The organism is Pseudomonas sp. NY15374, from assembly GCF_048068255.1.
Lineage (GTDB): Bacteria > Pseudomonadota > Gammaproteobacteria > Pseudomonadales > Pseudomonadaceae > Aquipseudomonas > Aquipseudomonas machongensis.
In genome coordinates this window covers 12,641-35,380 of sequence record NZ_JBLUPZ010000009.1, presented here as the reverse complement: position 1 = coordinate 35,380, position 22,740 = coordinate 12,641, and the positions used below count along the sequence as shown (strand labels likewise).

At 64.5% G+C, this 22,740-nt stretch carries 19 protein-coding genes; 8 read left to right on the top strand and 11 right to left on the bottom strand.

Annotated elements, in window-relative coordinates; all coding sequences use genetic code 11:
* The first annotated feature begins 188 nt into the window (after nt 1-188).
* Nucleotides 189-1,043 (top strand): DNA-binding transcriptional regulator HexR, encoded by an 855-nt coding sequence (hexR, locus tag ACNFHO_RS18740; RefSeq protein ID WP_200604055.1) that lies wholly within the window; start codon nt 189-191, stop codon nt 1,041-1,043.
* Nucleotide 1,044: 1 nt separating this feature from the next.
* Here hexR and ACNFHO_RS18735 read toward each other — a convergent pair whose 3' ends face one another.
* From ACNFHO_RS18735 to edd, 11 genes are all read right to left on the bottom strand, one after another.
* On the bottom strand, nt 1,045-1,899 hold the full coding sequence (locus tag ACNFHO_RS18735) for a D-hexose-6-phosphate mutarotase (protein ID WP_416767060.1): 855 nt from the start codon (nt 1,897-1,899) through the stop codon (nt 1,045-1,047).
* A gap of 117 nt (nt 1,900-2,016) precedes the next feature.
* Nucleotides 2,017-3,360 (bottom strand): carbohydrate porin, encoded by a 1,344-nt coding sequence (locus ACNFHO_RS18730; protein WP_054895157.1) that lies wholly within the window; start codon nt 3,358-3,360, stop codon nt 2,017-2,019.
* A gap of 41 nt (nt 3,361-3,401) precedes the next feature.
* Nucleotides 3,402-4,556, bottom strand: coding sequence for an ABC transporter ATP-binding protein (locus ACNFHO_RS18725; protein ID WP_416767059.1), 1,155 nt, complete (start codon nt 4,554-4,556; stop codon nt 3,402-3,404).
* Between the two features lie 3 nt (nt 4,557-4,559).
* Complete coding sequence (locus tag ACNFHO_RS18720; protein WP_063543233.1) at nt 4,560-5,405, bottom strand: carbohydrate ABC transporter permease; 846 nt, start codon at nt 5,403-5,405, stop codon at nt 4,560-4,562.
* Entirely contained in the window at nt 5,395-6,306 is a 912-nt protein-coding gene (locus ACNFHO_RS18715) for a carbohydrate ABC transporter permease (RefSeq protein ID WP_112899537.1), read from the bottom strand. The genes ACNFHO_RS18720 and ACNFHO_RS18715 overlap by 11 nt, the downstream gene beginning before the upstream one ends.
* 138 nt (nt 6,307-6,444) lie before the next feature.
* Nucleotides 6,445-7,731: an ABC transporter substrate-binding protein gene (locus tag ACNFHO_RS18710; RefSeq protein ID WP_063543231.1), complete on the bottom strand. Its 1,287-nt coding sequence runs from the start codon at nt 7,729-7,731 to the stop codon at nt 6,445-6,447.
* Between the two features lie 107 nt (nt 7,732-7,838).
* On the bottom strand, nt 7,839-9,092 hold the full coding sequence (locus ACNFHO_RS18705) for an AGE family epimerase/isomerase (protein WP_416767058.1): 1,254 nt from the start codon (nt 9,090-9,092) through the stop codon (nt 7,839-7,841).
* Nucleotides 9,093-9,289: 197 nt separating this feature from the next.
* Nucleotides 9,290-10,756 carry an ATP-binding protein gene (locus ACNFHO_RS18700; RefSeq protein ID WP_416767057.1) on the bottom strand — a complete coding sequence of 489 codons (1,467 nt, stop codon included), beginning with the start codon at nt 10,754-10,756 and terminating at the stop codon, nt 9,290-9,292.
* Complete coding sequence (locus ACNFHO_RS18695; RefSeq protein ID WP_232233528.1) at nt 10,737-11,435, bottom strand: response regulator; 699 nt, start codon at nt 11,433-11,435, stop codon at nt 10,737-10,739. The genes ACNFHO_RS18700 and ACNFHO_RS18695 overlap by 20 nt, the downstream gene beginning before the upstream one ends.
* Nucleotides 11,436-11,603: 168 nt before the next feature.
* A complete protein-coding gene (locus tag ACNFHO_RS18690) occupies nt 11,604-12,563 on the bottom strand; it encodes a glucokinase (RefSeq protein WP_416767056.1) in 960 nt (319 codons plus the stop codon).
* Nucleotides 12,560-14,386, bottom strand: coding sequence for a phosphogluconate dehydratase (gene edd, locus ACNFHO_RS18685; RefSeq protein ID WP_054895148.1), 1,827 nt, complete (start codon nt 14,384-14,386; stop codon nt 12,560-12,562). The genes ACNFHO_RS18690 and edd overlap by 4 nt, the downstream gene beginning before the upstream one ends.
* 270 nt (nt 14,387-14,656) lie before the next feature.
* On the opposite strand from edd, the gene gap reads away from it, so the two are divergent.
* The 7 genes from gap (at nt 14,657) to ACNFHO_RS18650 (ending at nt 22,740) form a co-directional block, all read left to right on the top strand.
* A complete protein-coding gene (gene gap / locus ACNFHO_RS18680; RefSeq protein WP_054895147.1) occupies nt 14,657-15,658 on the top strand; it encodes a type I glyceraldehyde-3-phosphate dehydrogenase in 1,002 nt (333 codons plus the stop codon).
* A 117-nt stretch (nt 15,659-15,775) separates the two neighbouring features.
* Nucleotides 15,776-16,288, top strand: a complete 513-nt coding sequence (locus ACNFHO_RS18675) for an RNA polymerase sigma factor (protein ID WP_054895146.1) — start codon at nt 15,776-15,778, stop codon at nt 16,286-16,288.
* Between the two features lie 148 nt (nt 16,289-16,436).
* Nucleotides 16,437-17,339 carry a FecR family protein gene (locus tag ACNFHO_RS18670; protein ID WP_231100319.1) on the top strand — a complete coding sequence of 301 codons (903 nt, stop codon included), beginning with the start codon at nt 16,437-16,439 and terminating at the stop codon, nt 17,337-17,339.
* Between the two features lie 184 nt (nt 17,340-17,523).
* Nucleotides 17,524-20,112 (top strand): TonB-dependent receptor, encoded by a 2,589-nt coding sequence (locus tag ACNFHO_RS18665; RefSeq protein WP_416767055.1) that lies wholly within the window; start codon nt 17,524-17,526, stop codon nt 20,110-20,112.
* A 149-nt stretch (nt 20,113-20,261) separates the two neighbouring features.
* Nucleotides 20,262-20,867: a biliverdin-producing heme oxygenase gene (locus ACNFHO_RS18660; protein ID WP_063543221.1), complete on the top strand. Its 606-nt coding sequence runs from the start codon at nt 20,262-20,264 to the stop codon at nt 20,865-20,867.
* A gap of 52 nt (nt 20,868-20,919) precedes the next feature.
* A complete protein-coding gene (locus tag ACNFHO_RS18655) occupies nt 20,920-21,333 on the top strand; it encodes a YbaN family protein (protein WP_054895168.1) in 414 nt (137 codons plus the stop codon).
* 57 nt (nt 21,334-21,390) lie between these two features.
* Nucleotides 21,391-22,740 (top strand): CoA transferase, encoded by a 1,350-nt coding sequence (locus ACNFHO_RS18650; protein WP_416767054.1) that lies wholly within the window; start codon nt 21,391-21,393, stop codon nt 22,738-22,740.

Below are 22,740 nucleotides of genomic sequence, written 5' to 3'. Positions count from 1 at the left end.
TTGGCCTAGAAATACCGTTTTCGATGACAATTTTCAAGCGCGATGTAGTAAAAATAACAACATCTCGTACAGCGATTACAGACAAGTGGTATGACAATCCCACCATCAGTACGATAGACAACCGTGCAAAAAGCCGACTGTTCCCTCAGCCGGCCGTCTTTCCGACCCAAGGACATCCCATGGACCGTGTGCGAAACCTCCTGGAACAGATCCAGGGACGCCTCGACGAGCTGAACAAGGCCGAACGCAAAGTCGCCGAAGTCATCCTCCTCAACCCGCAGCAAGCCACCCGTTTCAGCATTGCCGCCCTGGCCCAGGCGGCCAAGGTCAGCGAACCGACCGTCAACCGCTTCTGCCGCTCGTTCGGCGTCAGCGGCTACCCCGAACTCAAGCTGCAACTGGCGCAGAGCCTGGCCAGTGGCGCCGCCTACGTGAGCCGCGCAGTGGAAGCCGACGACGATCCGGCGGCCTACACCCAGAAGATCTTCGCCAGCGCCATCGCCTCGCTCGACAGCGCCTGCCAGCAGATCGACCCGCAGCAGGTCAGCCGCGCCGTGGACATGATGATCCAGGCCCGGCAGATCCACTTCTTCGGCCTGGGCGCCTCGGCCCCGGTGGCCATGGACGCCCAGCACAAGTTCTTCCGCTTCAACCTGGCGGTGTCGGCGCATCCCGACGTGCTGATGCAGCGCATGCTGGCGTCGGTCGCGCACACCGGTGATCTGTTCGTGATCATTTCCTACACTGGGCGCACCCGCGAACTGGTCGAAGTGGCGAAGCAGGCCAGGGAAAACGGCGCCTCGGTGCTGGGTATCACGGCCGCCGGCTCGCCACTGGCCAAGGCCTGCAGCATGAGCCTGCACCTGCCGTTGCCGGAGGACACCGACATCTATATGCCGATGACCTCGCGCATCATCCAGTTGACGGTGCTCGATGTACTGGCGACCGGCATGACCCTGCGCCGCGGCTCGGATTTCCAGCCACACCTGCGCAAGATCAAGGAAAGCCTCAACGCCAGCCGCTACCCTGCCGAAGACAGCTGACTCAGGCGAGCCGATGCGCCTGCAGCCGCAACTGCGCGCGCTGCCCAGGCGCCAGGCTCAGGCCCTCGCCGCTGCCACTGGCAGCCTCGACGCAGACGAAGCCCTGGCTCTCGCGCCCGCTCACTCCCATCAATGGGCGATTACCCGGGTGCCAGACCACCGTGTCGTCGCTGTCGCTGGTGTCGATGCACAGGTCACGCCCCCAGGCCGAGTCATGCAACTGCACTTTCGGTGTACCGGGGTAGACCCTCTGACACCCCCCGTTGAGCGTGAGCACGCCGTCTTCACGGCAGGCCTGGCGGTTGAGGCGGTCGTAGCCGTCGATATCCTCAAGGCCTGACAAGGCAATCTGCGACACGTCGCTGATGCGCCAGAACGCGAGCAATGCGTGGCTCAGCTGGCAGGGTTCGCTGTCCTGGTGCTCCGTGCACAGGCGCAGTTCCATGCTCGAGCCCAGCCGGGCGTGCAAGTCGACCTGCCAGTCGCACAGGTCCAGGCGCCACTTGAGCGTGACGCCCTCCTCGTCCTCGCGGCTGTCGAGCAGCTTCCAGTCCAGCAAACGCCCCCAGCCGTGGGCCGGCCACAGGTCCTCGCTGGGATGACGGCCATACCAGGGCCAGCACACCGGCACGCCGCCACGGATCGCACCGACCTGTGGCCATTGCTCGGCGCACCACAACCAGGGTTTCTCGCCGCTCGGCTGAAAGTGCAGCAACTGTGCGCCCTGGCGGCTGAACACCGCCTGGCAGCGCGGGTGATCGATGATCAGGACATCGCGCTGCTGGTAACGCTCCCACTCGAAAACCGGCCGGGGCCGCTGCGAAGTGAAAAAGCGATGGAGCGGATGTTCAGACATGTTCAGAAAGCTCTTGTTGTTTGAGATAGCGCTGTCTTTACCCAAGCCCGAGATCCACTGAAGAACAGTGGATCTCGGGGTGTGGGGATGGATGGCGTAAATTTACAACAATTTTTCTCAGAATGACGACTGAATCTTCAAGCCTGCGACCAACGCGTTGTCGACATCGTCCACACCGCCCGGGCTCTTGATGTACTGCAGGTTCGGCCGCACGGTCAGCCAGTTGGTGACGTGGAAGCCGTAGTACAGCTCGGCGTTGTACTCGGTGCGCTGCAGCGGTACGAAGCCAGGGTTGTCGTAGTCATTGATACCGCTCTGGGCGTTGAGCAGCTCAGCGCGCTTCTTCACGTCGTCATTGACGTGAATGCGGGCGATGCCGAAGCCGATATCATCCTTGGGCCGTGCATCGAAGGCGCCCTTGTAGACCATCCCTACCTGCTGGTAATTGTCGACCACGTTGGTCGCCTTGTCGTGCACGGTGAAGTTGGCGAACAGGCTCAGGCCGCGGTTGGCATCGCCGTTGTGCGCGGTGACCTGCTGCTGGGCCACGACCCACCAGCCATGTTTGCTCGAGTGCGACTTGAAGGCTTGGCCAGTCAACGCCTGCGGGTTGCCGTTGATGTCGTCGTAGACGTCGTCGGCCTTGGCGGTGCTGTAGTAATAGCCCAGGCGGTATTCGCCCGGCAGGCCGTTGACCTTCGGCGACCAGACCATCTCCACCGGCAGGATGGCGCCCTTGGTCCCGCTGCCACTTAGCTTGAAGCCGTTGCCGGTCTCGAGGTTGGACGGGTTCTGCTCGTAGGCACCGACCTGGACGAAGAACTCCGGCGTGATGTTGTACTTCACCCGCAGCGCCCACTGGCTGACCGGCCAGTTGTACCAGATGCCACCCACCCAGTTACCCACCTGCGAACCGCAGAACGCCAGGTTCTGGAAGTCGCAAGGGAAGCTGTTGAAGTCCTCGCCTTCCCCGAAGCGGCCGACCTTCACGTCCAGCGCGCCGTCGAAGTACTTCTGCTTGACCCACATCTGCGTCAGGCGCCAGGTCTGGCCACGGCCCCAGACTTCCTGCACCGAGCTGAACTGCCCGGCGCGCGGGTCGCTGATGCGGTCGTTGGACAGGTTGCGACCGCTACGCTCGGTGATCGCCAGCTTGAACTCCGCATCGTGCCAGCCGAGGATCTTCTGCAGGTCCAGGTGCGCGCCGAGGGCGAACTGGTCGCTGTAGCGCGCGGTCTTGTCGTTGTTGTAGCCACCGTGCAGGTTACCGGCTACTTCACCGACGTAGTCGAGGGTGAAGTCATAGCCTTTTTCCAACAGCTCGGTGCGAGCCCCACCCCAGTCGCCAGTCATCCATTTCGACTCGCTGGAGAAAGCCTCGGCAGCATGCGCGCCATTGCTGCCAACGAGGGCGAGCAGGGTCAGCGAGCCTAGTGCCTTGATACGCTTGCGATGGTCCATCCCTTGTTTCCTCTTTTCTTGTTATCGATGGTTTGCTTGCTTCAACGTCCCTTGATACGTGTCACGTTGTCCTTGGCTGGAGCGTCCGCTGCAGGCAGGTCCAGGCGTTCGCCGCTGCTCGCGTCGAACAGCAGGACCCGCGCCGGATCGAACTGCAGGTTGAGGCTGTCGCCGACATTGCAGGCGACGTCCGGCGCCAACCGGCAGCAGACTTTGGTCTGGTTGAGGGTGACGAACACCAGCAGGTCCGGCCCGGTAGGTTCCAGGACCTGCACTTCTGCACGCACCGCCGGCAAGCCGTTGCCTTCGGCGCTACCGAGTGCGATCTGTTCAGGGCGCACGCCGAGGATCACTTCGCGGCCGTCCAGCGCTTCGCTGGCAGCGCCCAGGGGCAGTTCGCAGCGGGCCTGGCCGCTGTCGAGCAGGGCGAACAGGCGCCCGTCCTGCTTGCTGATGCGCACCGGGATGAAGTTCATCGGTGGCGAACCGATGAAGCTGGCGACGAACAGGTTGGCCGGATCGTTGTAGATCTTCTGGGGCGTACCGAACTGCTGGATGACGCCGTCCTTCATCACCGCGACCTTGTCACCCAGGGTCATGGCCTCGATCTGGTCGTGGGTCACGTACACCGTGGTGGTTTTCAGACGCTGGTGCATCAATTTCATTTCGGTGCGCATCTCGACCCGCAGCTTGGCGTCGAGGTTCGACAACGGCTCGTCGAACAGGTAGATCTTCGGCCTGCGCGCCAGCGCCCGGCCCATGGCCACGCGCTGTTGCTGGCCACCGGAGAGCTGGCCAGGCTTGCGATTGAGCAGGTGTTCGATCTGCAGCAGCTTGGCTACCCGCGCGACTTCTTCGTCGATCGCCGACTGCGGCATCTTGCGGATCTTCAGGCCGAACTCGATGTTCTCGCGCACGCTCATGGTCGGGTACAGCGCGTAGGACTGGAACACCATGGCGATGTCACGATCCTTCGGGCTCATGCCGGAGACGTCCTGATCATCGATCAGGATCGCCCCACCGGTGATGTTCTCGAGGCCGGCGATGCAGTTCATCAAGGTGGACTTGCCGCAGCCGGAAGGGCCGACCAGGATCAGGAACTCGCCATCCTTGATGGCCAGCTGGATATCCTTGAGGGTGTCCGGCAAGCCGGTGCCGTAGGTCTTGTTTACATTGCGAAGTTCGAGCGTTGCCATGACTTACCCCTTGACTGCGCCGGCGGTCAGCCCACGCACGAAATACTTGCCTGCGACCACATAGACCAGCAGGGTTGGCAGTGCGGCGATCATTGCCGCGGCCATGTCGACGTTGTATTCCTTGGCACCGGTGCTGGTGTTGACCAGGTTGTTCAGGGCCACGGTGATCGGTTGCGAATCGCCGCTGGAGAACACCACGCCGAACAGGAAGTCGTTCCAGATCTGGGTGAACTGCCAGATCAGACAGACCATGATGATCGGCGTCGACATCGGCAGGATGATGCGGCGAAAGATGGTGAAGAACCCGGCACCATCCAGGCGTGCCGCCTTGACCAGTGCCTCGGGAATGCTCACGTAGTAGTTGCGGAAGAACAGCGTGGTGAAGGCCAGACCATAGACCACGTGCACCAGCACCAGCCCCGAGGTGGTGCTGGCAAGTCCCAGCTTGCCGAGAGTGAACGAAGCCGGCAGCAGCACGGTCTGGAAGGGCAGGAAGCAGCCGAACAGCAGCAGACCGAAGAACAGTTGCGAGCCACGGAAGCGCCACATCGACAGCACGTAGCCGTTCAGCGCGCCGATGGCCGTGGAGATCAGCACCGCCGGCACGGTGATCAGGATCGAGTTCCAGAAGTAGCCGCTGACCGTGGCCCAGGCCTTGACCCAGCCAATCGTGGTGAACAGCTCGGGCCAGCTCAACAGGTTGCCGGTGCTGATGTCTTCCGGGGTCTTGAAGCTGGTCAGCAGCATCACTACCAGCGGCACCAGGTAGAGCAGCACCGCCAGCAGCAGCACGGCGTGGATGGCGATGCGGCCCAGGCTGAGGGCCGGTTTGTCGAGGTTAGTGGTCATTGCGTTTGGTCCTCAGCTCGGAATACAGGTAAGGCACGAGGATCGCGAGGATCGCGCCGAGCATCAGGATCGCGCTGGCAGAACCCATGCCCATCTGCCCGCGGCTGAAGGTGAACGAATACATGAACATCGCTGGCAGGTCCGAGGAATAGCCAGGGCCACCGGCGGTCATCGCGGCCACCAGGTCGAAGCTCTTGATGGCGATGTGCGAGAGGATCATCAGCGAGCTGAAGAACACCGGGCGCAGGCTTGGCAGCACCACGGTCCAGTAGATGCGCGGCATGCTCGCGCCGTCGATTTGCGCAGCACGGATGATCGACTGGTCGACACCGCGCAGCCCGGCAAGGAACATCGCCATGATGAAGCCCGAGGCCTGCCACACGGCGGCGATCACCAGGCAGTAGACGACCCGGTCCGGATCGATCAGCCAGTCGAGACGAAAACCCTCCCAGCCCCAGTCGCGCAGCAGCTTGTCCAGGCCCATGCCGGGGTTGAGCAGCCACTTCCAGGCGGTACCGGTCACGATCATCGACAGTGCCATGGGGTACAGGTAGATGGTGCGGATCACCCCTTCGCGGCGGATGCGCTGGTCGAGGAACACCGCCAGCAGCACGCCGATCACCAGGGTGATGCCGATGAACATCCCGCCGAACACCAGCAGGTTCTTGCTCGCCACCCACCAGCGGTCGTTGTCGAACAGCCGCGCGTACTGGGCCAGGCCCGCCCATTTGTAGGTGGGCAGGAAGGTCGAGGTGGTGAACGACAGGACGAAGGTCCAGAGGATGTAGCCGTAGAAGCCCACCAGCACGATGAACATGCTCGGCGCCAGCACCAGTTTCGGTAGCCAGCGCTGGAGCGCGTCCAGGGGTGAGGTCCGCAGTTGGGCGGTGGTCGTAGTCATGATTTCAGATACCGGAACGAGGGCGGTGCTGCGCACCGCATCGCGGGACAAGCCCGCTCCCACAAAGACCTGGCCCACCCACAGGTTCAGCGCATGGCGCCAAACCTGTGGGAGCGGGCTTGTCCCGCGATTGGGCCGTTATTGGGCAGCCTTGACCGCTGCGTTGAGCTTCTTCGCCGCATCGGCCGGATCGGCCTTCGGATCGTTGATGTAGTTGGTCACCACATCGAAGAACGCCCCCTGCACGGCGAGCGTGGTCGCCATGTTGTGCGCCATGCTCGGTTGCAGTCCACCCGACTTGGCGTCGGCCAGGAAGTCCTTGGCAGCGGTCTGGGCGCAACTGTCGAAGCCATACTTGCTCATGTCGGCCAGCATGTCGTTGCGCACCGGGATCGAGCCCTTGTTGATGCTGAAGGTCTTCTGGAAGTCTTCACCCAGTACACGCTTGGCGATGTCCTGCTGACCTGCCGTGGTGCCTTCGTTCTTCTGCTTGAACACCGCCAGCGAGTCGATGTTGTACAGGAAGCCCTTTTCGGTACCGGGGAAGGGTACGCACTGGTAGTCCTTGCCCGCGGTCTTCTTGGCCAGGGTCCACTCGCTCTTGGCCCAGTCGCCCATGATCTGCATGCCGGCCTTGCCGTTGATGACCTTCGCGGCCTCGAGGTTCCAGTCCTGGCCCTTGCCGTCAGGGTCCATGTAGGTGGCGACCTTCTTGAGCTCGGTCAGCGCCTTGACCATCTCCGGGCCGGTCAGGGCTTTTTCGTCGAGGTCGACCAGGGCCTTCTTGTAGCCCTCCACCCCCATCACCGCCAGCACCACGTTCTCGAACACGGTGCTGTCCTGCCACGGCTGGCCACCGTGGGCCAGGGGGATGAAGCCTGCGGCCTTGAGCTTGTCGGCTGCGGCGTAGAATTCGTCGAGGGTGGTCGGCGCCTTGTCGATGCCGGCCTTCTTGAACACCTCGGGGTTGATCCACAGCCAGTTGATGCGGTGGATGTTCACCGGCACGGCGACGTAGTCACCTTCGTACTTGACGGTGTCGGCGACTTTCTTGTCGAGCAGGCTGTCCCACTTCTCCTGCTTGGCGACGTCCTTGAGCACATCGCTGTCGAGCAGGCCGGTGGCGGCCCAGTCCTGGATATCGGGGCCCTTGATCTGGGCGACGCCTGGCGGGTTGCCGGCGACGGCGCGGCTCTTGAGCACGGTCATCGCGGTGGAACCACCGCCACCGGCCACAGCGCCGTCCTTCCAGGTGAAGCCGTCTTTCTCGACTTGGGCCTTGAGGACGTCGACGGCAGCTTTCTCGCCGCCGGAGGTCCACCAGTGCACCACCTCGACGCTGCCTTTGGATTCGGCGGCGAAGGCGCTGAGGGGCATGAGCGAGGCGAGGGAAATAGCGGCGGCGAGGCGCAGAGTGGAATTCATCGGTATACCTTTCTTGTTGTTATGCGGTGCAAGTCGTTCGCTTGCGTTGCATGGAGTCTAATGAGCGCGCAGACCAGGGCAGGTAACGAAGCGATGCGCGAATGTCATCACTTGGTTACATTGCCCAGGGCCAGCGCAGTGGCCAGGCTGGGTGCCAACGGCAGGCGCGGCAGGAGCACCGCCTGGTAGGCGTGGTAAAGATCGGGCTTGCCGCCCCAGATGCTTGCGCCAGGGCGGTTCTGCGGGTCCAGCTCATGGTGCCAGCTGCCGTGGACGCGATCGATGAAATGGCTGTCGATGAAGTCCCAGAAACGCCGGTACCACTGCTCGTATTCACCTTCCCCGGTACGACGCAACAACGCTGCAGCCGTCGCACAGGCTTCGGCGTGGGTCCAGTGCAAACGCGCCCGCACTACTGGCCGGTTCTGCCAATCGAGGGTGTAGACGATGCCCGGCGCGCCATCGGCGTGCCAGGCGTGACGACAGGCATTGGCGAACAGCCCCCGCGCGTCGTCCAGTAGCCACTGCGGGACAGGCAGGCCGGCACGCTGGCGCGCGGCCTCCAGGTGCAGAACCAGGCGTGCCCACTCGAAGGCATGGCCGGGTGTGGTGCCGTAGGGGCGAAAGCCGTCGGTGGGGTTGTCGTAGTTGTAGTCGTGCAGTGCCTGCCACTGCACGTCGAAATGCTCGATGACACCGAAGCCGTTAGCCGCGGCATGGGTATGGATGATCCGCTCGACGATGCGCAGGGCGCGGTCGAGCCAGTGCGTGTGGCCGGTGACATCGGCCAGGGCGAGGAAGGCCTCGGTGGCGTGCATGTTGCTGTTGGCGCCACGGTAGGCTTCCGGCTGCGTCCAGTCATGGGCGAAGGACTCGCGCAGGGCGCCCTCTTCCTCGCTCCAGAAACGCGTCTCGATGACCGCGGTGGCCGCCCCGAGCAATTGCTCGGCGCCAGGTGCGCCAGCGACCACCGCGGAACTGGCGGCCAAGGCGACGAAGGCATGCAGGTAGGCGGTCTTGCCGGTATCGCCCTCGCCATCGGCGCGGGCGAACCAGCCATCATCCCGCGCATCGCGCAGCGATCCTGCGAGCAGTGCCGCGACACCGTGCTCCACCAGCGGCAGGCAGCCAGGGATGCCCTGCACATGCGCCATGGCGAAGCAATGGGTCATGCGCGCAGTGTGCAGGGTTTCGGCGATTGCGCCGTCGGGCAGTCGGCCCTGGGCATCGAGGCTGCCAAAACCGCCAGGCAGGCGCGAGGCCTTGGCGAAGGTCACCAGGCGCTGGCCCTCGGCGACCAGCCAGGCGTTGTGAACCGGGGAGTCGAGCCAACTGCAGAAAGGGAAATCGACGCTGTCCATCACCTGCTCAATCCTTGCCAGGGACAGGCCGGGTGCCTGTCGTCAGCGAATTCTAGCCAGCCGTCCCGGCGGGCATGTCACGAAGGCCTGTGTGAATGTCACCGTCCCGTGACAATTTCAGTGGCCTCATCGCGGGACAAGCCCGCTCCTACAGGTACCTGTGGGAGCGGGCTTGTCCCGCGATAGGGCCGGCCCTATCAATCGATATTCCGGGGCAGGAACAAGGTCACTCTTAACCCACCCTCACGCAGGTTCAACAAACTCACCTCCCCGCCATGGCTGTGGGCGATGTTACGCGCAATCCCCAGCCCCAGCCCATACCCCTGCTGCTGCCCCGCCAGGCGGAAATGCGGCTCGAACACCTGCTCCAGGCGCTGCTCCGGCACGCCGGGGCCCTGGTCGTCGACCTGCAGCACGAAGGCCTCGGCGTTGTCGATGATGCGCAGGTGCGCACGCTCGCCGTACTTGATGGCGTTATCGATCAGGTTGCCGATGCAGCGCCGCAACGCCAGTGGCTTGCCCGGATAAGGCGCCAGCACACGCCCTTCGACCGTGATTCGACCATCACGCAGGTAGGGTTCGGCGAGGATTTCCAGCACCTGGTTGAGGTCGATCGGTTCGATGTTCTCGTGGATGTCGGTATCCTTCACGCACTGCAAAGCGCCCTTGACCAGCAGCTCCAGCTCGTCGAGATCGCGGCTGAACTTCGCTTGCAGGTGCTCGTCTTCGAGCAGTTCCACCCGCAGGCGCAGGCGGGTAATCGGCGTGCGCAGGTCGTGGGAGATGGCGCTGAACAGCTGCGAGCGTTCGGTCAGGTAGCGGCTGATACGCTCACGCATGGCATTGAAAGCGCGCCCTACCTCGACCACCTCGCTGCCGCCACCTTCGGCCACCGGCGGCACGTCCGCCCCCAGTGACATCTCCCGCGCTGCCCGCGCCAGGCGCTTGAGCGGCCAGCTCTGCCAGTGCACCAGCAAGCCGATGAACAACAGCAGCAACAGGGTGGTGAGGGCGATGAAGCCGATCTGCTGGCGCGGCAGGCGCTCGGGTTCAAGACCGGTATAGGGCTCGGGCAACAGCGAGGCGATGTACAGCCACTCGCCTTCGTCCAGGCGGATCTGGGTGACCAGCACCGGCGGATTGAGCGGTTCGAGGGTCAACGCGTAGTGGGCCCAGGAGCGCGGCAGTTCGTCGAGCTTCAGGCCGCTGTTGAAGATGCGCAGGTCGTCGGGGCTGACGAACTCGACGGAGATTTCCATCTGCTGCCCCAGGCGTTCGTGCAGCACATGCTGGAACACCTCGATCACCGCTTGCTTGCGCGGGGTGATGGGCAGCACCGGCATGTCCAGCGGCTTTTCGTTGAGCGAGACGAAAAAGCGCGTACCGCCCATGCTGCGCAGCTGATCGAGCACCATCGGCCGGTAGGCGACCGGCAGGGAGCGGAAGTAGCTGACGCTGGCGCTCATCGAGTGCGCAAGGCTGCTGGCGCTGGCGCGCAGGCCCTGCAACTGGCTGGCCCGCAACTGGGCGACCCAGATCACGCTCGACAACCCCTGGGCGATCAGCACCACCAGCAAGGTGAGCAGCAGCATGCGCCCCAGCAACGAACGCGGCAGCAGGCGCCAGCGGCGCTCGACAGCCTGCTCAGCCGGCACAGCTGACATTCGCGGCAAGCAGGTAGCCGCTGCCGCGCACGGTGCGGATCAGCCGCGGCGGCTTGTCGGTGTCACGCAGGCGCTGGCGCAGGCGGCTCACCGCCATGTCGACGATGCGGTCCAGCGGCATCGGCTCACGCCCGCGGGTGGCATTGCCAATGGTGTCGCGGTCGAGGATCTGCTGGGGATGGTCGAGAAACAGCTTGAGCAGGGCGAAGTCGGCACCGGAGAGAATCACTTCTTCGCCATCGCGGTGGAACAGACGATGGCTGACCGTATCCAGGCGCCAGTCTTCGAAGGTAAGCACCGCGCTGGCAGGGGTGGCCGTGGTGAAGTCGCAGCGACGCAGCAGGGCCTTGATTCGCGCCTGCAGTTCGCGCGGGCTGAAGGGTTTGCCCAGGTAATCGTCGGCGCCCAGTTCCAGGCCGATGACACGGTCGGCTTCATCGGAGCTGGCGGTGAGCATGATGATCGGCACCCGCGACTGGCGCGGGTGCTGGCGCACCCAGCGGCACAGGCTGAAGCCGTCCTCGTCGGGCAGCATCACGTCGAGGATCACCAGGTCGTAGTTGCCGGCATCCAGCGCGCGGCGAAAGCCCTGGCCGTCGGGTTCGGCATGGACCTGGAGGCCGGAGCGGCTGAGGTAGGTCTGCAGCAACTCGCGAATGTCCTGATCGTCGTCGACCATCAGGATGGTTTTACCGGCAGTGCTCACAATGAATTCCCTTTGGTCGTTACAGGTCTTGATGCCTGTTGTGGCGACATTCTATCGGTGTCGAGGCCATTCGCGGGCAAGCCCGCTCCCACAGTGCCTTGTGGAAACGGGCTTGTCCGCGAATGGCAGCACAACCGACCTTCAGTGGTCCAGCATCTGCTGCAAGGCCACACCGGCTCCGAGCAACCCGGAAAACTCCGCCGTCACCAGCCACACCGGCACACCCGGGAAGTAGCCGCTCATGCAGCCCTTGTCGGCAAAGCTTGTCGCGAAACCGCTGCGCAGGAACAGCTCGGCGAAGCGCGGCACCACACCGCCAACAATATAGACCCCACCGCGCGCGCCCAGGGTCAGCACATTGTTACCCGCTACACGCCCGAGAAAGCGTGAGAACTGTTCGATCACCGCCAGGGCCTGCGGTTCGCCGCCCAGCGCAGCATCGGTGATCTGCGCAGGGGTCTTGTGACGGGGTATAGCGCCATCCAGCGCGCAGATCGCCTGGTACAGCCGCACCAGCCCACCACCACTGAGCACGGTCTCGGCGCTGACATGGCCGATCTGGCTGTGGATCTGCTGGTGGATCGCCGCCTCACGGGCATTGCCCACCGGCAGGTCGACATGCCCGCCCTCGCCCGGCAGCGCCATCCAGTGCTGCTCGCCAAGGCTGAGCAAGGTGCCGACGCCAAGGCCGGTACCCGCACCGATGACCAGCGCCGGGCGCGCGGCGTCCGCCTGACCGGGGCACACCTCGACGAACTCGCCAGGCTTGAGGCGGGTCATGCCCAGCGCCATGGCGGAAAAGTCGTTGATCAGCGACAGGCGCTCGACCTGCAGGACCTTGCAGAAGGCCGAGCGGCTCAGGCGCCAGTGATTGTTGGTGAAGCGAAATTCGTCACCATCGACAGGGCCGGCCACCGACAGGCACACGTCCGAGACGTCGCCACGTTCGAGGCCCTGGTCCTTGAGGTAGGCCTCGATAGCCTGCTCGGGGCTGGAATAGTCCGCCGTCGCCAGCACCTGCACCGCGTGCAGGTCATTGTCACGCCACAGGGCAAAGCGGGCGTTGGTACCGCCGATGTCACCGACCAGCGAGGCCTTCATTTGAAACGCTCCAGGGCAGAGGTAAAGGCGCTGGCGCCCTGCTCTGCCGGGCTGAACGCGACGCGCATGAAGCCGAACAGCTCGCGCCCGCACCCCAGGTCATTACCCTGGGGTGCATCAGGCTGATCGCGACTGGCCAGTTCCTCGGCCGACACCATCAGTTGCAGCGTGCCTTCGACACCGTCGACGCGCACGATATCACCATCGCGCACCCGTGCCAGCGGGCCACCGTCATAGGCTTCGGGGCACACGTGGATCGCCGCCGGGATCTTGCCCGAAGCACCGGACATGCGTCCGTCGGTGACCAGCGCGACCTTGTAGCCGCGGTCCTGCAGCACACCGAGGAACGGCGTGAGCTTGTGCAGCTCGGGCATGCCGTTGCAGCGTGGGCCCTGGAAGCGCACCACGGCGACGAAATCGCGCTCCAATTCGCCAGCCTTGAAGGCATCGGCCAGCGACTGCTGATCGTGGAACACTCGCGCCGGAGCCTCGACCACCTGGTGTTCCGGCGCCACGGCAGAGACTTTCATCACCCCGCGCCCCAGGTTGCCTTCCATCACCCGCAACCCGCCCTCGGCCGAGAATGGCCGGGCGACCGGGCGCAGGATGCTTTCGTCCAGGCTGTGCTGCGGCCCCTCGCGCCACACCAGCTTGCCGTCGTCGAGGAACGGTTCTTGGGTGTAGCGACGCAGACCATGGCCGGCCACGGTATTGACGTCCTCGTGCAGCAGCCCGGCGTCGAGCAGTTCGCGGATCAGGAAGCTCATGCCGCCTGCGGCCTGGAAGTGGTTGATGTCGGCCTTGCCGTTGGGATAGACGTGAGACAGCGTCGGCACCACCTCGGAGAGGTCGGCCATGTCCTGCCAGGTCAGCTGGATCCCGGCAGCCTGGGCAATCGCCGGGATATGCAGGGTGTGGTTGGTCGAGCCGCCGGTGGCGTGCAGAGCGACGATGGAATTGACCAGCGCCTTCTCGTCGACGATCTCGCCCAACGGCATGAAGCTGCCGCTGGCCTTGGTCATGCGCGTGACCTGCTGCGCCGCCTCGGCGGTCAGCGCATCGCGCAATGGAGTGTAGGGGTTGACGAACGAGGCGCCCGGCAGGTGCAGGCCCATGACTTCCATCACCAGCTGGTTGGTGTTGGCTGTCCCATAGAAGGTGCAGGTGCCGGGGCTGTGGTAGGACTTCATCTCCGACTCCAGCAACTCCTCGCGGCTGGCCTTGCCCTCGGCGTAGCGCTGGCGCACGTCGGCCTTTTCCTTGTTGGAGATGCCCGAAGGCATCGGCCCGCCAGGCACGAAGATGGTCGGCAGGTGGCCGAAACGCAACGCACCCATCATCAGGCCGGGCACGATCTTGTCGCAGATGCCCAGCATCAGCGCGGCATCGAACATGTTGTGCGACAGGGCGATGGCCGTGGACATGGCGATCACTTCGCGGCTGGCGATCGCCAGCTCCATGCCAGGTTCACCCTGGGTCACGCCATCGCACATGGCCGGTACGCCACCGGCGAACTGGCCGACCGAGCCGATATCGCGCAGCGCCTGTTTGATCTGTTCGGGGAAGTGCTGGTACGGCTGGTGCGCCGAGAGCATGTCGTTGTAGGCAGAGACGATGGCCACGTTGGCAGCGTTCATCATCCGCAGGCTGTGCTTGTCCTGGCTGCCGCAACCGGCCACGCCGTGGGCGAAGTTGGCGCACTGCAGGCTGGCGCGCATCGGGCCGTCGCTGGCCGCGCCGCGAATGAGCTCAAGGTAGCGTTCACGGGTGGCACGGCTGCGTTCGGTCAGCCTTGCGGTGACCTCAAGGATGCGCGGATGCATGTACTGGACTCCAGGCTATGTGTAAGGGCGACCTGAACCGGCATTTCCACTCCAAACGATTGCGACCTAGGCTCAAGGCAGGGGCCGGAAAGGTCGTTGGCGTGGAAGGCTCGATCACTCGTTGTAGGTTTACCAAAATATTGCCACTAAAAATGCTTGTTTTCTATCTTGGAGTGAATAATCTTGTAATTCCAATAACAAAACCGTTTCAGTGAAGCCTCATCCCATTTTGTGCCACAGGCTTCACCCGAACTGCCAGAGGTAATGCCAATGACCCTTCGCATCGCGATCAACGGATTCGGCCGCATCGGACGCAACGTCCTGCGCGCACTCTATACCCAAGGCTACCGCCAGGACCTGCAGGTCGTCGCCATCAACGACCTGGGCGACAGCGCGATGAATGCCCACCTGCTCAAGTACGACAGCGTACATGGCACCTTCGATGCCACCGTCGAGGCCGATCATGAAAGCCTGACGGTCAACGGCGATCGCATCGCCGTCAGCGCCATCCGCAACCCCGCCGAACTGCCCTGGAAAGCCGAAGCCATCGATGTGGTGTTCGAATGCACCGGGCTGTTCACCGACCGCGCCAAGGCCGCGGCCCACATCACGGCTGGCGCCGGCAAGGTGATCATCTCGGCGCCGGCCAAGGGCGCCGATGCTACCGTGGTGTATGGCGTCAACCACGACGTGCTGCGCGCCTCGCACCAAGTCATCTCCAACGCCTCGTGCACCACCAACTGCCTGGCGCCGATCGCCCAGGTGCTGCAGCGTGAGTTCGGCATCGAGCAGGGGCTGATGACCACCATCCACGCCTACACCAACGACCAGGTGCTGACCGACGTCTACCACAGCGACCCCTACCGGGCCCGCTCGGCCACTCAATCGATGATCCCGAGCAAGACTGGCGCCGCCGAAGCCGTGGGCCTGGTGCTGCCGGAACTGGCCGGCAAGCTCACCGGCATGGCGGTACGGGTGCCGGTGATCAACGTGTCGCTGGTCGACCTGACCGTCAACCTCAAGCGCGAAGCCAGTGCCGACGAGGTCAACCGCTTGTTCCTCGAAGCCAGCCGCCATTCCCGCGTGCTCGGCTACAACAGCCTGCCGCTGGTGTCATGCGACTTCAACCACAACCCGCTGTCGTCGATCTTCGACGCCAACCACACCCGCGCCAACGGCCGCATGCTCAAGGTGCTGGCCTGGTACGACAACGAGTGGGGCTTCTCCAACCGCATGCTGGACAACTGCCTGGCGCTGTTCCGGGCACAATGAAAAAGTCCTTGGGGCTGCCTGGCGGCCCCACCTTTACCCCTTCATGACATTTCTCTGCTTGACCTGACGCACGGATGATAAGCATTATCATTCACCCCTCATCGGCCAGGTTTCCCCGTGAGTCAGTCCCGGTTCAACTCAGTCTTCCTCACCCAACGCCTCACCCTGCTGCGCACCTTGCAGCGCATGGTCGGCAACCCCAGCACGGCGGAAGACCTGCTGCAGGAAACCTACCTGCGGGTTACCCGTGCGCTGGGCGAGCGCCCTATCGAACACCTCGAACCCTTCGTGTTCCAGACCGCCCGCAACCTTGCCCTCGACCACTTGCGCGCGCGCCGCGTGCAGTCACGCACACTGGTCGACGACGTGCCCGAGCAAGTGCTGCACAATGTCGCCGCGCCGCTGGGCAACAGCGAGGATGCGGTGCATGCCGAGCAACTGCTCAAGCGCCTGAGCGTCAGCCTCGGCCAGCTCACCGCACGCCAGCAGCGCATCTTCATCCTCAGCCGCCTGCACGGTGCCAGCTACCTGGAAATCGCCGAGCAGTTGCAAGTCTCGGCCAGCACCGTACAGAAAGAACTGAAGCTGATCATGGCGATCTGCATGGGTGTAGCCGACCGCCTCAAGTGAGCGACCGCTCGCCACCTGGGCAGGTGCTGGCTCTTGCCATGCCTGTCCACAGCGCCGATCATCTGCAAAAAACGCCATGCAAGGATCCCCCGTGAGCAACCCTGCCCCTCGCCCATCGCCCGCCGAGCCAGATGCCCGCGCCCGTGCCATGGACGAAGCGCAGGACTGGTTGATCCGCCTGCAATGCCCCACCGAGCAGGACACCCAGGACTTCGAAGCCTGGCTGGGCGCTGCCGAGCAGAACGCCGAAGCCTATGTCGAAGCCGAGGCGCTGTGGAATGGCGCCGCCCTGCGCCATCTGGCGGGCGATCTGCACCAACAGCGCCGCACCTCGCTGCGCGGACGCCTGCGCCGCCACTGGAAACCCCTGGCCACCGCAGCCGTGCTGCTGGTCGGGCTGTTCACCTTCGGCAACCTGCCGGTGCGCCTGCAGGCCGATCACCTGACCGTGGTCGGCGAACGCCAGCGCCTGCAACTGGACGATGGCGCCAAGGTGCTGCTCAACACCAACTCGGCCTTTGCCAGCGACCAGCGCGACGGGCGCCAGGTTGCACGGCTGTTGCAGGGCGAGGCCTATTTCGAAGTGCCCGGCGGCAACCAGCCACCGCTTGAAGTCCAGGCCGGCCCCTTGCGTGCGCAGGTGCGCGACACCAACTTCGCCGTACGCTACCTCGATGGCCAGGCGCAGGTACGTGTGCAGCGCGGCGACGTCGACCTGCAGGCCGCCAGCGACCAGCGCATCCGCCTGAGCGCCGGAGACAGCATCAGCGTCGGGCCAGACGGTTTCGGTCAGCGCCAGCGCGCCGACCTGCACAAGGAACTGGCCTGGATCGATGGCCGCCTGGTGTTCGAGAACTGCCCGTTGAGCCAAGTACTCGCCGAACTGCGCCGCTACTACCCGGGCTGGATCATCAACCGCAACGACCATCTGGAACAGGTGGCCGTTACCGGCAACTACCGCCTGGACCAGCCTCTGGAGACCCTGCGAGCCCTGGCCCATATCACCTCGGCGCAGTTGCACGAATACCCGGCGGTGGTGATTCTCAACTGAGTGACGCCGCTCCCAAAGGGGGTGGGCAGGCCTGTGATTTTTGAGCAAGACAGTTGCTCCCACCAATTATTTTTACGCGACTCCCATCCCAAGCCCGTCTCGTTATAGCCAATGCAATTGATTCTTGTTCGAAAACAAGAACTGCACTCACCTATAACAGTTCGCGCGACAGGGAGCGCTTCCGATGTCCTCAGGTCCAACCCGCCCATCCCCCTCTTCCCGACGCATGGGACAACTGTCCCTGCTGACCCTGGCCCTGCTGGCCAGCGGCGCCTGCAGCCTGCCGGCGCTGGCCGCAGAGCCGGCCCAGGCCGCCAGCCCGCGGATGGGCGACTATCGCTTCGCCATCGCCCAGCAGCCACTGGTATCGGCGATCAACGCGTTCAGTGAAGTCACCGGCTGGCAGGTCGGCTTCTCCGCCGATCTGGCCGAGGGCGTGGCTTCGCCGGGCGTGCAAGGGGCACTGGCGCCGGAAGCGGCACTGCAGAAACTGCTGCACGGCACAGGCCTGGGCTTTCGCAAGATCGGCAACGGCAACGTCGTGCTCGAGCGCCAGACCGCAGGCAACGCCATTGCCCTGCAACAGCTGACCGTCAGCGCCACCCGCAGCGCCCAGGACGTGAGTCAGGTACCGAGCACCGTCAGTGTGCAGACCCGCGAGCAACTGGACCGCCAGAACGTCAACGACATCAAGCAACTGGTGCGCTACGAGCCGGGTGTCTCGGTTGGCGGTGTCGGCCAGCGCAGCGGCCTGAACGGCTACAACATCCGTGGCATCGACGGAGAGCGAATCCTCACCCAGGTCGATGGCGTATCGATCCCCGACAGCTTCTTCTACGGCCCCTACGCCCAGACCCAGCGCAACTACGTCGACCCCGAAATCGTCAAGCGCGTCGAGATCCTGCGTGGTCCGGCCTCGGTGCTGTACGGCAGCAACGCCATCGGCGGCGCGGTGAGCTACTACACCCTCGACCCGGACGACATCATCAAGCCTGGCAAGGACGTGGGCGCGCGCCTGAAGACCGGCTACAGCTCGGCCGACGAAAGCTGGCTGACCTCCGCCACCGTCGCTGGCCGCCAGGGCGACTTCGACGGCCTGCTGCACCTGAGCCAGCGCAACGGCCACGAGACCGAATCCTACGGTGGCCACGGCGGCACCGGCCTTGGCCGCACCGAAGCCAACCCGGAAGACGTGCGCACCACCAACGTACTGGCCAAGCTGGGCTGGAACTACGCCGACGACGCGCGCCTGGGCTTCACCTACGAGCACTACAAGGACGACCGCGACCAGAACATCCTCAGCGCGGTGGGCGGCCCGTTCATCCCTGGCTTCGGCGCCATGAACTCCTATCGCATGCGCCAGGGCAACGACACCGTCACCCGCGAGCGCTTCGGCATCAACCACGAATTCGGCCTCGACAGCCTGGTCGCAGACCACGTGAAGTGGAGCCTCAACTACCAGATCGCCAAGACCGACCAGCGCACCGACGAACTCTATTTCGCCTCCGGTCGCCAGGTGTTCCGTGATCGCCAGACCACCTACAAGGATCGCCAATGGGTGTTCGATGGTCAGTTCGACAAGGCCTTCAGCATCGGTGAGACCGATCACCTGCTCACCTACGGCACCACCCTCAAGCACGAGAAGGTCACCGGCTCGCGCAGCGGCACCGGCACCTGCCTGAACATCGGTGGCACCTGCCGCGCCATCGGCCAGAACAGCGTGAGCGATAGCCAGGCGCTGGTCAGCGACTTCCCGGACCCGACCATCAACACCTACAGCCTGTTCGCCCAGGACGAGATCCGCTGGAACAACTGGACCTTCCTGCCAGGTGCGCGTTACGACTACACCCGCATGGAACCGAAGATGACCGCAGAATTCCTGCGTGGCATCCAGGGCACCGGCACAGCGCCGTCCAGCGTCGATGACGGCGACAAGAAATGGCACCGCGTCTCGCCCAAGTTCGGCGTCACCTATGCCTTCAACGACAACTACACCTGGTACGGCCAGTACGCCGAGGGTTTCCGTACCCCGACCGCAAAGGCCATGTACGGCCGCTTCGACAACCCGACCCTGGGCTACCGCGTCGAACCCAACCCCAACCTCGAGCCTGAAAAGAGCAAGAGCTACGAGACGGGCCTGCGCGGCAACTTCGAGGCCGGCAATTTCGACGTGGCGGTGTTCTACAACAAGTACCGCGACTTCATCAACGAAGACGCCGTGCAGTCCGCCAACCTGGGCTCGACCTTCCAGGCCAACAACATCAAGCACGCGACCATCAAGGGCGCCGAGTTCAAGGGCCGCCTGAACCTCGATCACTTCGGCGCACCGCAAGGCCTCTACACCCAAGGCTCGCTGGCCTATGCCCATGGCCGCAACGACGACAATGGCCAGCCGCTGAACAGCGTCAACCCGCTGACCGCGGTGATGGGCCTGGGCTACGAGCAGCAGAAATACGGCGGCCTGCTCAGCTGGACACTGGTCAAGCGCAAGACCCGCGTGGACGACAGCACCTTCTTCGCCCCGGATGGCGCCAGCTCGCAGTTCCGCACGCCGGGCTACGGCGTGCTCGACCTGACCGGGTTCTACAAGGTGACCGAGGATGTGACCGTCAACGCAGGCCTCTACAACCTCACCGACAAGAAGTACTGGCAGTGGGATGACGTGCGCGGCTACGACGGCCTTGGCGAGGCGGCGGTGACCCAGCCGGCCAACCTCGACCGCCTGACCATGCCGGGACGCAACTTCGCCATCAATGTGGTCTGGGATATCTGATCCCGGTACCCGCGGGGGCGGCCTTGTGCCGCTCCCGTAACCCCCTCCCGAACACAAATGCCTCCCACTCCCAGGTGAGGTTTTTTTACTGTCCTGCGTCTTCTCTTTCGTCTTGTACCTAGACAGCCCCATTTCCCAAGGATGCCCCCATGACCCGCCACACCTCCGAGCGCGCCGCCCTGCGCTCGCAACGCCTGAACCAGGTCACCCACGCACCGCACACCGAGCTGGACGCTCTGGTCAAGTCGCACGCGCCGTTCGACAGCCGCGAGAGCTTCGCCCGCTTCGTCGTCGCCCAGTACCTGTTCCAGTCCGAACTGCAGGCGCTGTACACCGACCCGGCACTGATCGCCATCGTCCCTGACCTGGCCGAGCGTTGCCGGGCCGAACAGGCGCGCCTGGACCTGGCCGACCTGAACACCGAAGTACCGGCCCCGGTCGCAGGCGCCCTGGTCAAACCAAGCCTGGGCGAAGCCCTGGGCTGGATCTTCGTCTCCGAAGGCTCCAAACTGGGCGCTGCGTTCCTGATCAAGCGTGCCGTGGCCCTGGACCTGTCCGACAGCTTTGGCGCCCGTCACCTGGGCGAGCCCGCCGGTGGTCGTGCAGAAGGCTGGAAACAGTTCACCCGCATCCTCGACAGCCTGGAACTGTCGGCCGAAGAGGACGCTGCCGCCGAGCGTGGCGCAGTCGCGGCCTTCGAGCGCTTCACCGAGCTGCTCAAGCACGCCTACGCCACGGATGCAGCGCTGGCCTGAGACGCACTTGCCGGCCACCATTCGGGTGGCCGGACCGCTTTGCAGTGAGACCATGACCCGACTTGCCCGCTCCCGACTGTCCCGCCTGCTGTATGCGATCCTGGCTTATGTCAGCCTCGGGATAGGTCTGGTCGCCATCGTCATTCCCGGCCTGCCCACCACCGAGTTCATCCTCCTGGCCGCCTGGGCAGCGACCCGCAGCTCACCGCGCCTGTCCGCCTGGCTGGAGAACCACCGTCTGTTCGGACCGATCCTGTGGAACTGGCGCAACGGCAAGGTGATCCAGCGCCGCGCCAAGGTCAGCGCCACCATCAGCATGCTGCTGTGCGCAGGGCTGATGCTCACCATGCTCGAGCACCACTGGCCAGTGTTCCTTGCCATCGCCGGCATGACCCTGGGCAACCTGTGGATCTGGTCGCGTCCCGAACAACCCACCGCACCACTGCCCGCCCAACTGCAACGCTGAGCATTTGCATCCCCGCGCGGGATGTACTGCAATGGGATCCACCAAGGAGGATCTTGCATGCCCCAGTTGCTCGACACCATCGTCCGTGAACTTGACCTCGACCACGCCGCCCTGCGCTGGCAAGGCGTTGGTGGGCTGCCCTCGACGTTTGCCGTCACCGACCTGGCCGCCGCGAGCATGGCCGCTGCCGGGCTGGCACTGGCCAGCCTGCTGCAGCGCCAGACCGACAACTGCCCGCTGGTCAGCGTCGATCGGCGCCTGGCCTCGTTCTGGTTTGCCACCAGCCTGCGCCCACATGGCTGGCAGCCCCCTCCCCTGTGGGACGCCGTCGCAGGTGACTATCCCACCCGCGATGGCTGGATTCGCCTGCACACCAACGCCCCCCATCATCGTCAGGCCGCACTCGGCGTGCTGGGCACCCCCGCCGATCGCCAGGCGGTCGCGGCGCAGGTCCTGCGCTGGGACGGTGAGGCGCTGGAAAGCGCCGTGGTCGAAGCCGGAGGCTGTGCGGCGAAGATGCGCAGCTGGGCGCAATGGTGCGAACACCCGCAGGGGCAGGCCGTGAACAAGGAGCCCTTGGTGCTGCGCGAGCAGTTCGACGCGGCAGCGCCATTGGCCTGGCAAGGCTGTGAAACACGTCCGCTGGCCGGTATCAAGGTGCTGGATCTGACGCGTATCCTCGCTGGCCCCACCGCCAGCCGCTTGCTGGCCGCCTTCGGCGCCGAAGTGCTGCGCATCGACCCATTCGGTTGGGATGAGCCGGCGGTGGTCGCCGAAGTCACCCTGGGCAAGCGCTGTGCGCGCCTGGATCTGCGTGCGACGCCTGACCGCGAGGTGTTCGAACGGCTGCTAGGCGAGGCCGACATTCTCCTGCATGGCTATCGCGCCGATGCACTGGAGCATCTGGGTTTTGGCGCGCAGCACAGGCGCCAGCTCAACCCAGGCCTGATCGATGTGAGCCTCAACGCCTACGGCTGGAGCGGCCCCTGGCAAGCACGCCGCGGCTTCGACAGCCTGGTGCAGATGAGCAGCGGCATCGCCCGCGAAGGCATGCGCTGGCAACAAACGGACAGACCTGTGCCTTTGCCGGTGCAGGCGCTGGACCATGCAACCGGGTACCTGATGGCAGCCGAGGCGATCCGCGGGCTGGAACAGCGCCTGGCTCATGGCGCCGGTTACCGGGCACGGCTGTCCTTGGCTCGCACCGCCAAGCTGTTGGTGGAGCATGGAACGATGGCGGATGACTTGCCCCTGGCCGCAGAAACGCCGGAGGATCTCGACCCGCATCTGGAGCAGACGCCCTGGGGGCCCGCGCAAAGGATCAAGGGGCCGTTGAAGGTGGGGCAGGCGTCGATGCACTGGGCACGTGGGGCTTGCGAGCTGGGTTCGGCTCAAGCGCGTTGGTGA

Coding starts and splice junctions, on each gene's coding strand:
- ACNFHO_RS18730 (WP_054895157.1), bottom strand. CDS start 3,360: ATGGACCATCGCAAGCGTATCAAGGCACTAGGCTCGCTGACCCTGCTC.
- ACNFHO_RS18705 (WP_416767058.1), bottom strand. CDS start 9,092: ATGGACAGCGTCGATTTCCCTTTCTGCAGTTGGCTCGACTCCCCGGTT.
- ACNFHO_RS18720 (WP_063543233.1), bottom strand. CDS start 5,405: ATGACCACTAACCTCGACAAACCGGCCCTCAGCCTGGGCCGCATCGCC.
- ACNFHO_RS18710 (WP_063543231.1), bottom strand. CDS start 7,731: ATGAATTCCACTCTGCGCCTCGCCGCCGCTATTTCCCTCGCCTCGCTC.
- ACNFHO_RS18665 (WP_416767055.1), top strand. CDS start 17,524: ATGTCCTCAGGTCCAACCCGCCCATCCCCCTCTTCCCGACGCATGGGA.
- ACNFHO_RS18715 (WP_112899537.1), bottom strand. CDS start 6,306: ATGACTACGACCACCGCCCAACTGCGGACCTCACCCCTGGACGCGCTC.
- ACNFHO_RS18690 (WP_416767056.1), bottom strand. CDS start 12,563: ATGAAGGCCTCGCTGGTCGGTGACATCGGCGGTACCAACGCCCGCTTT.
- gap (WP_054895147.1), top strand. CDS start 14,657: ATGACCCTTCGCATCGCGATCAACGGATTCGGCCGCATCGGACGCAAC.
- ACNFHO_RS18655 (WP_054895168.1), top strand. CDS start 20,920: ATGACCCGACTTGCCCGCTCCCGACTGTCCCGCCTGCTGTATGCGATC.
- ACNFHO_RS18660 (WP_063543221.1), top strand. CDS start 20,262: ATGACCCGCCACACCTCCGAGCGCGCCGCCCTGCGCTCGCAACGCCTG.
- ACNFHO_RS18735 (WP_416767060.1), bottom strand. CDS start 1,899: ATGTCTGAACATCCGCTCCATCGCTTTTTCACTTCGCAGCGGCCCCGG.
- edd (WP_054895148.1), bottom strand. CDS start 14,386: ATGCATCCGCGCATCCTTGAGGTCACCGCAAGGCTGACCGAACGCAGC.
- ACNFHO_RS18650 (WP_416767054.1), top strand. CDS start 21,391: ATGCCCCAGTTGCTCGACACCATCGTCCGTGAACTTGACCTCGACCAC.
- ACNFHO_RS18670 (WP_231100319.1), top strand. CDS start 16,437: ATGGACGAAGCGCAGGACTGGTTGATCCGCCTGCAATGCCCCACCGAG.
- ACNFHO_RS18700 (WP_416767057.1), bottom strand. CDS start 10,756: ATGTCAGCTGTGCCGGCTGAGCAGGCTGTCGAGCGCCGCTGGCGCCTG.
- ACNFHO_RS18725 (WP_416767059.1), bottom strand. CDS start 4,556: ATGGCAACGCTCGAACTTCGCAATGTAAACAAGACCTACGGCACCGGC.
- ACNFHO_RS18695 (WP_232233528.1), bottom strand. CDS start 11,435: ATGGTCGACGACGATCAGGACATTCGCGAGTTGCTGCAGACCTACCTC.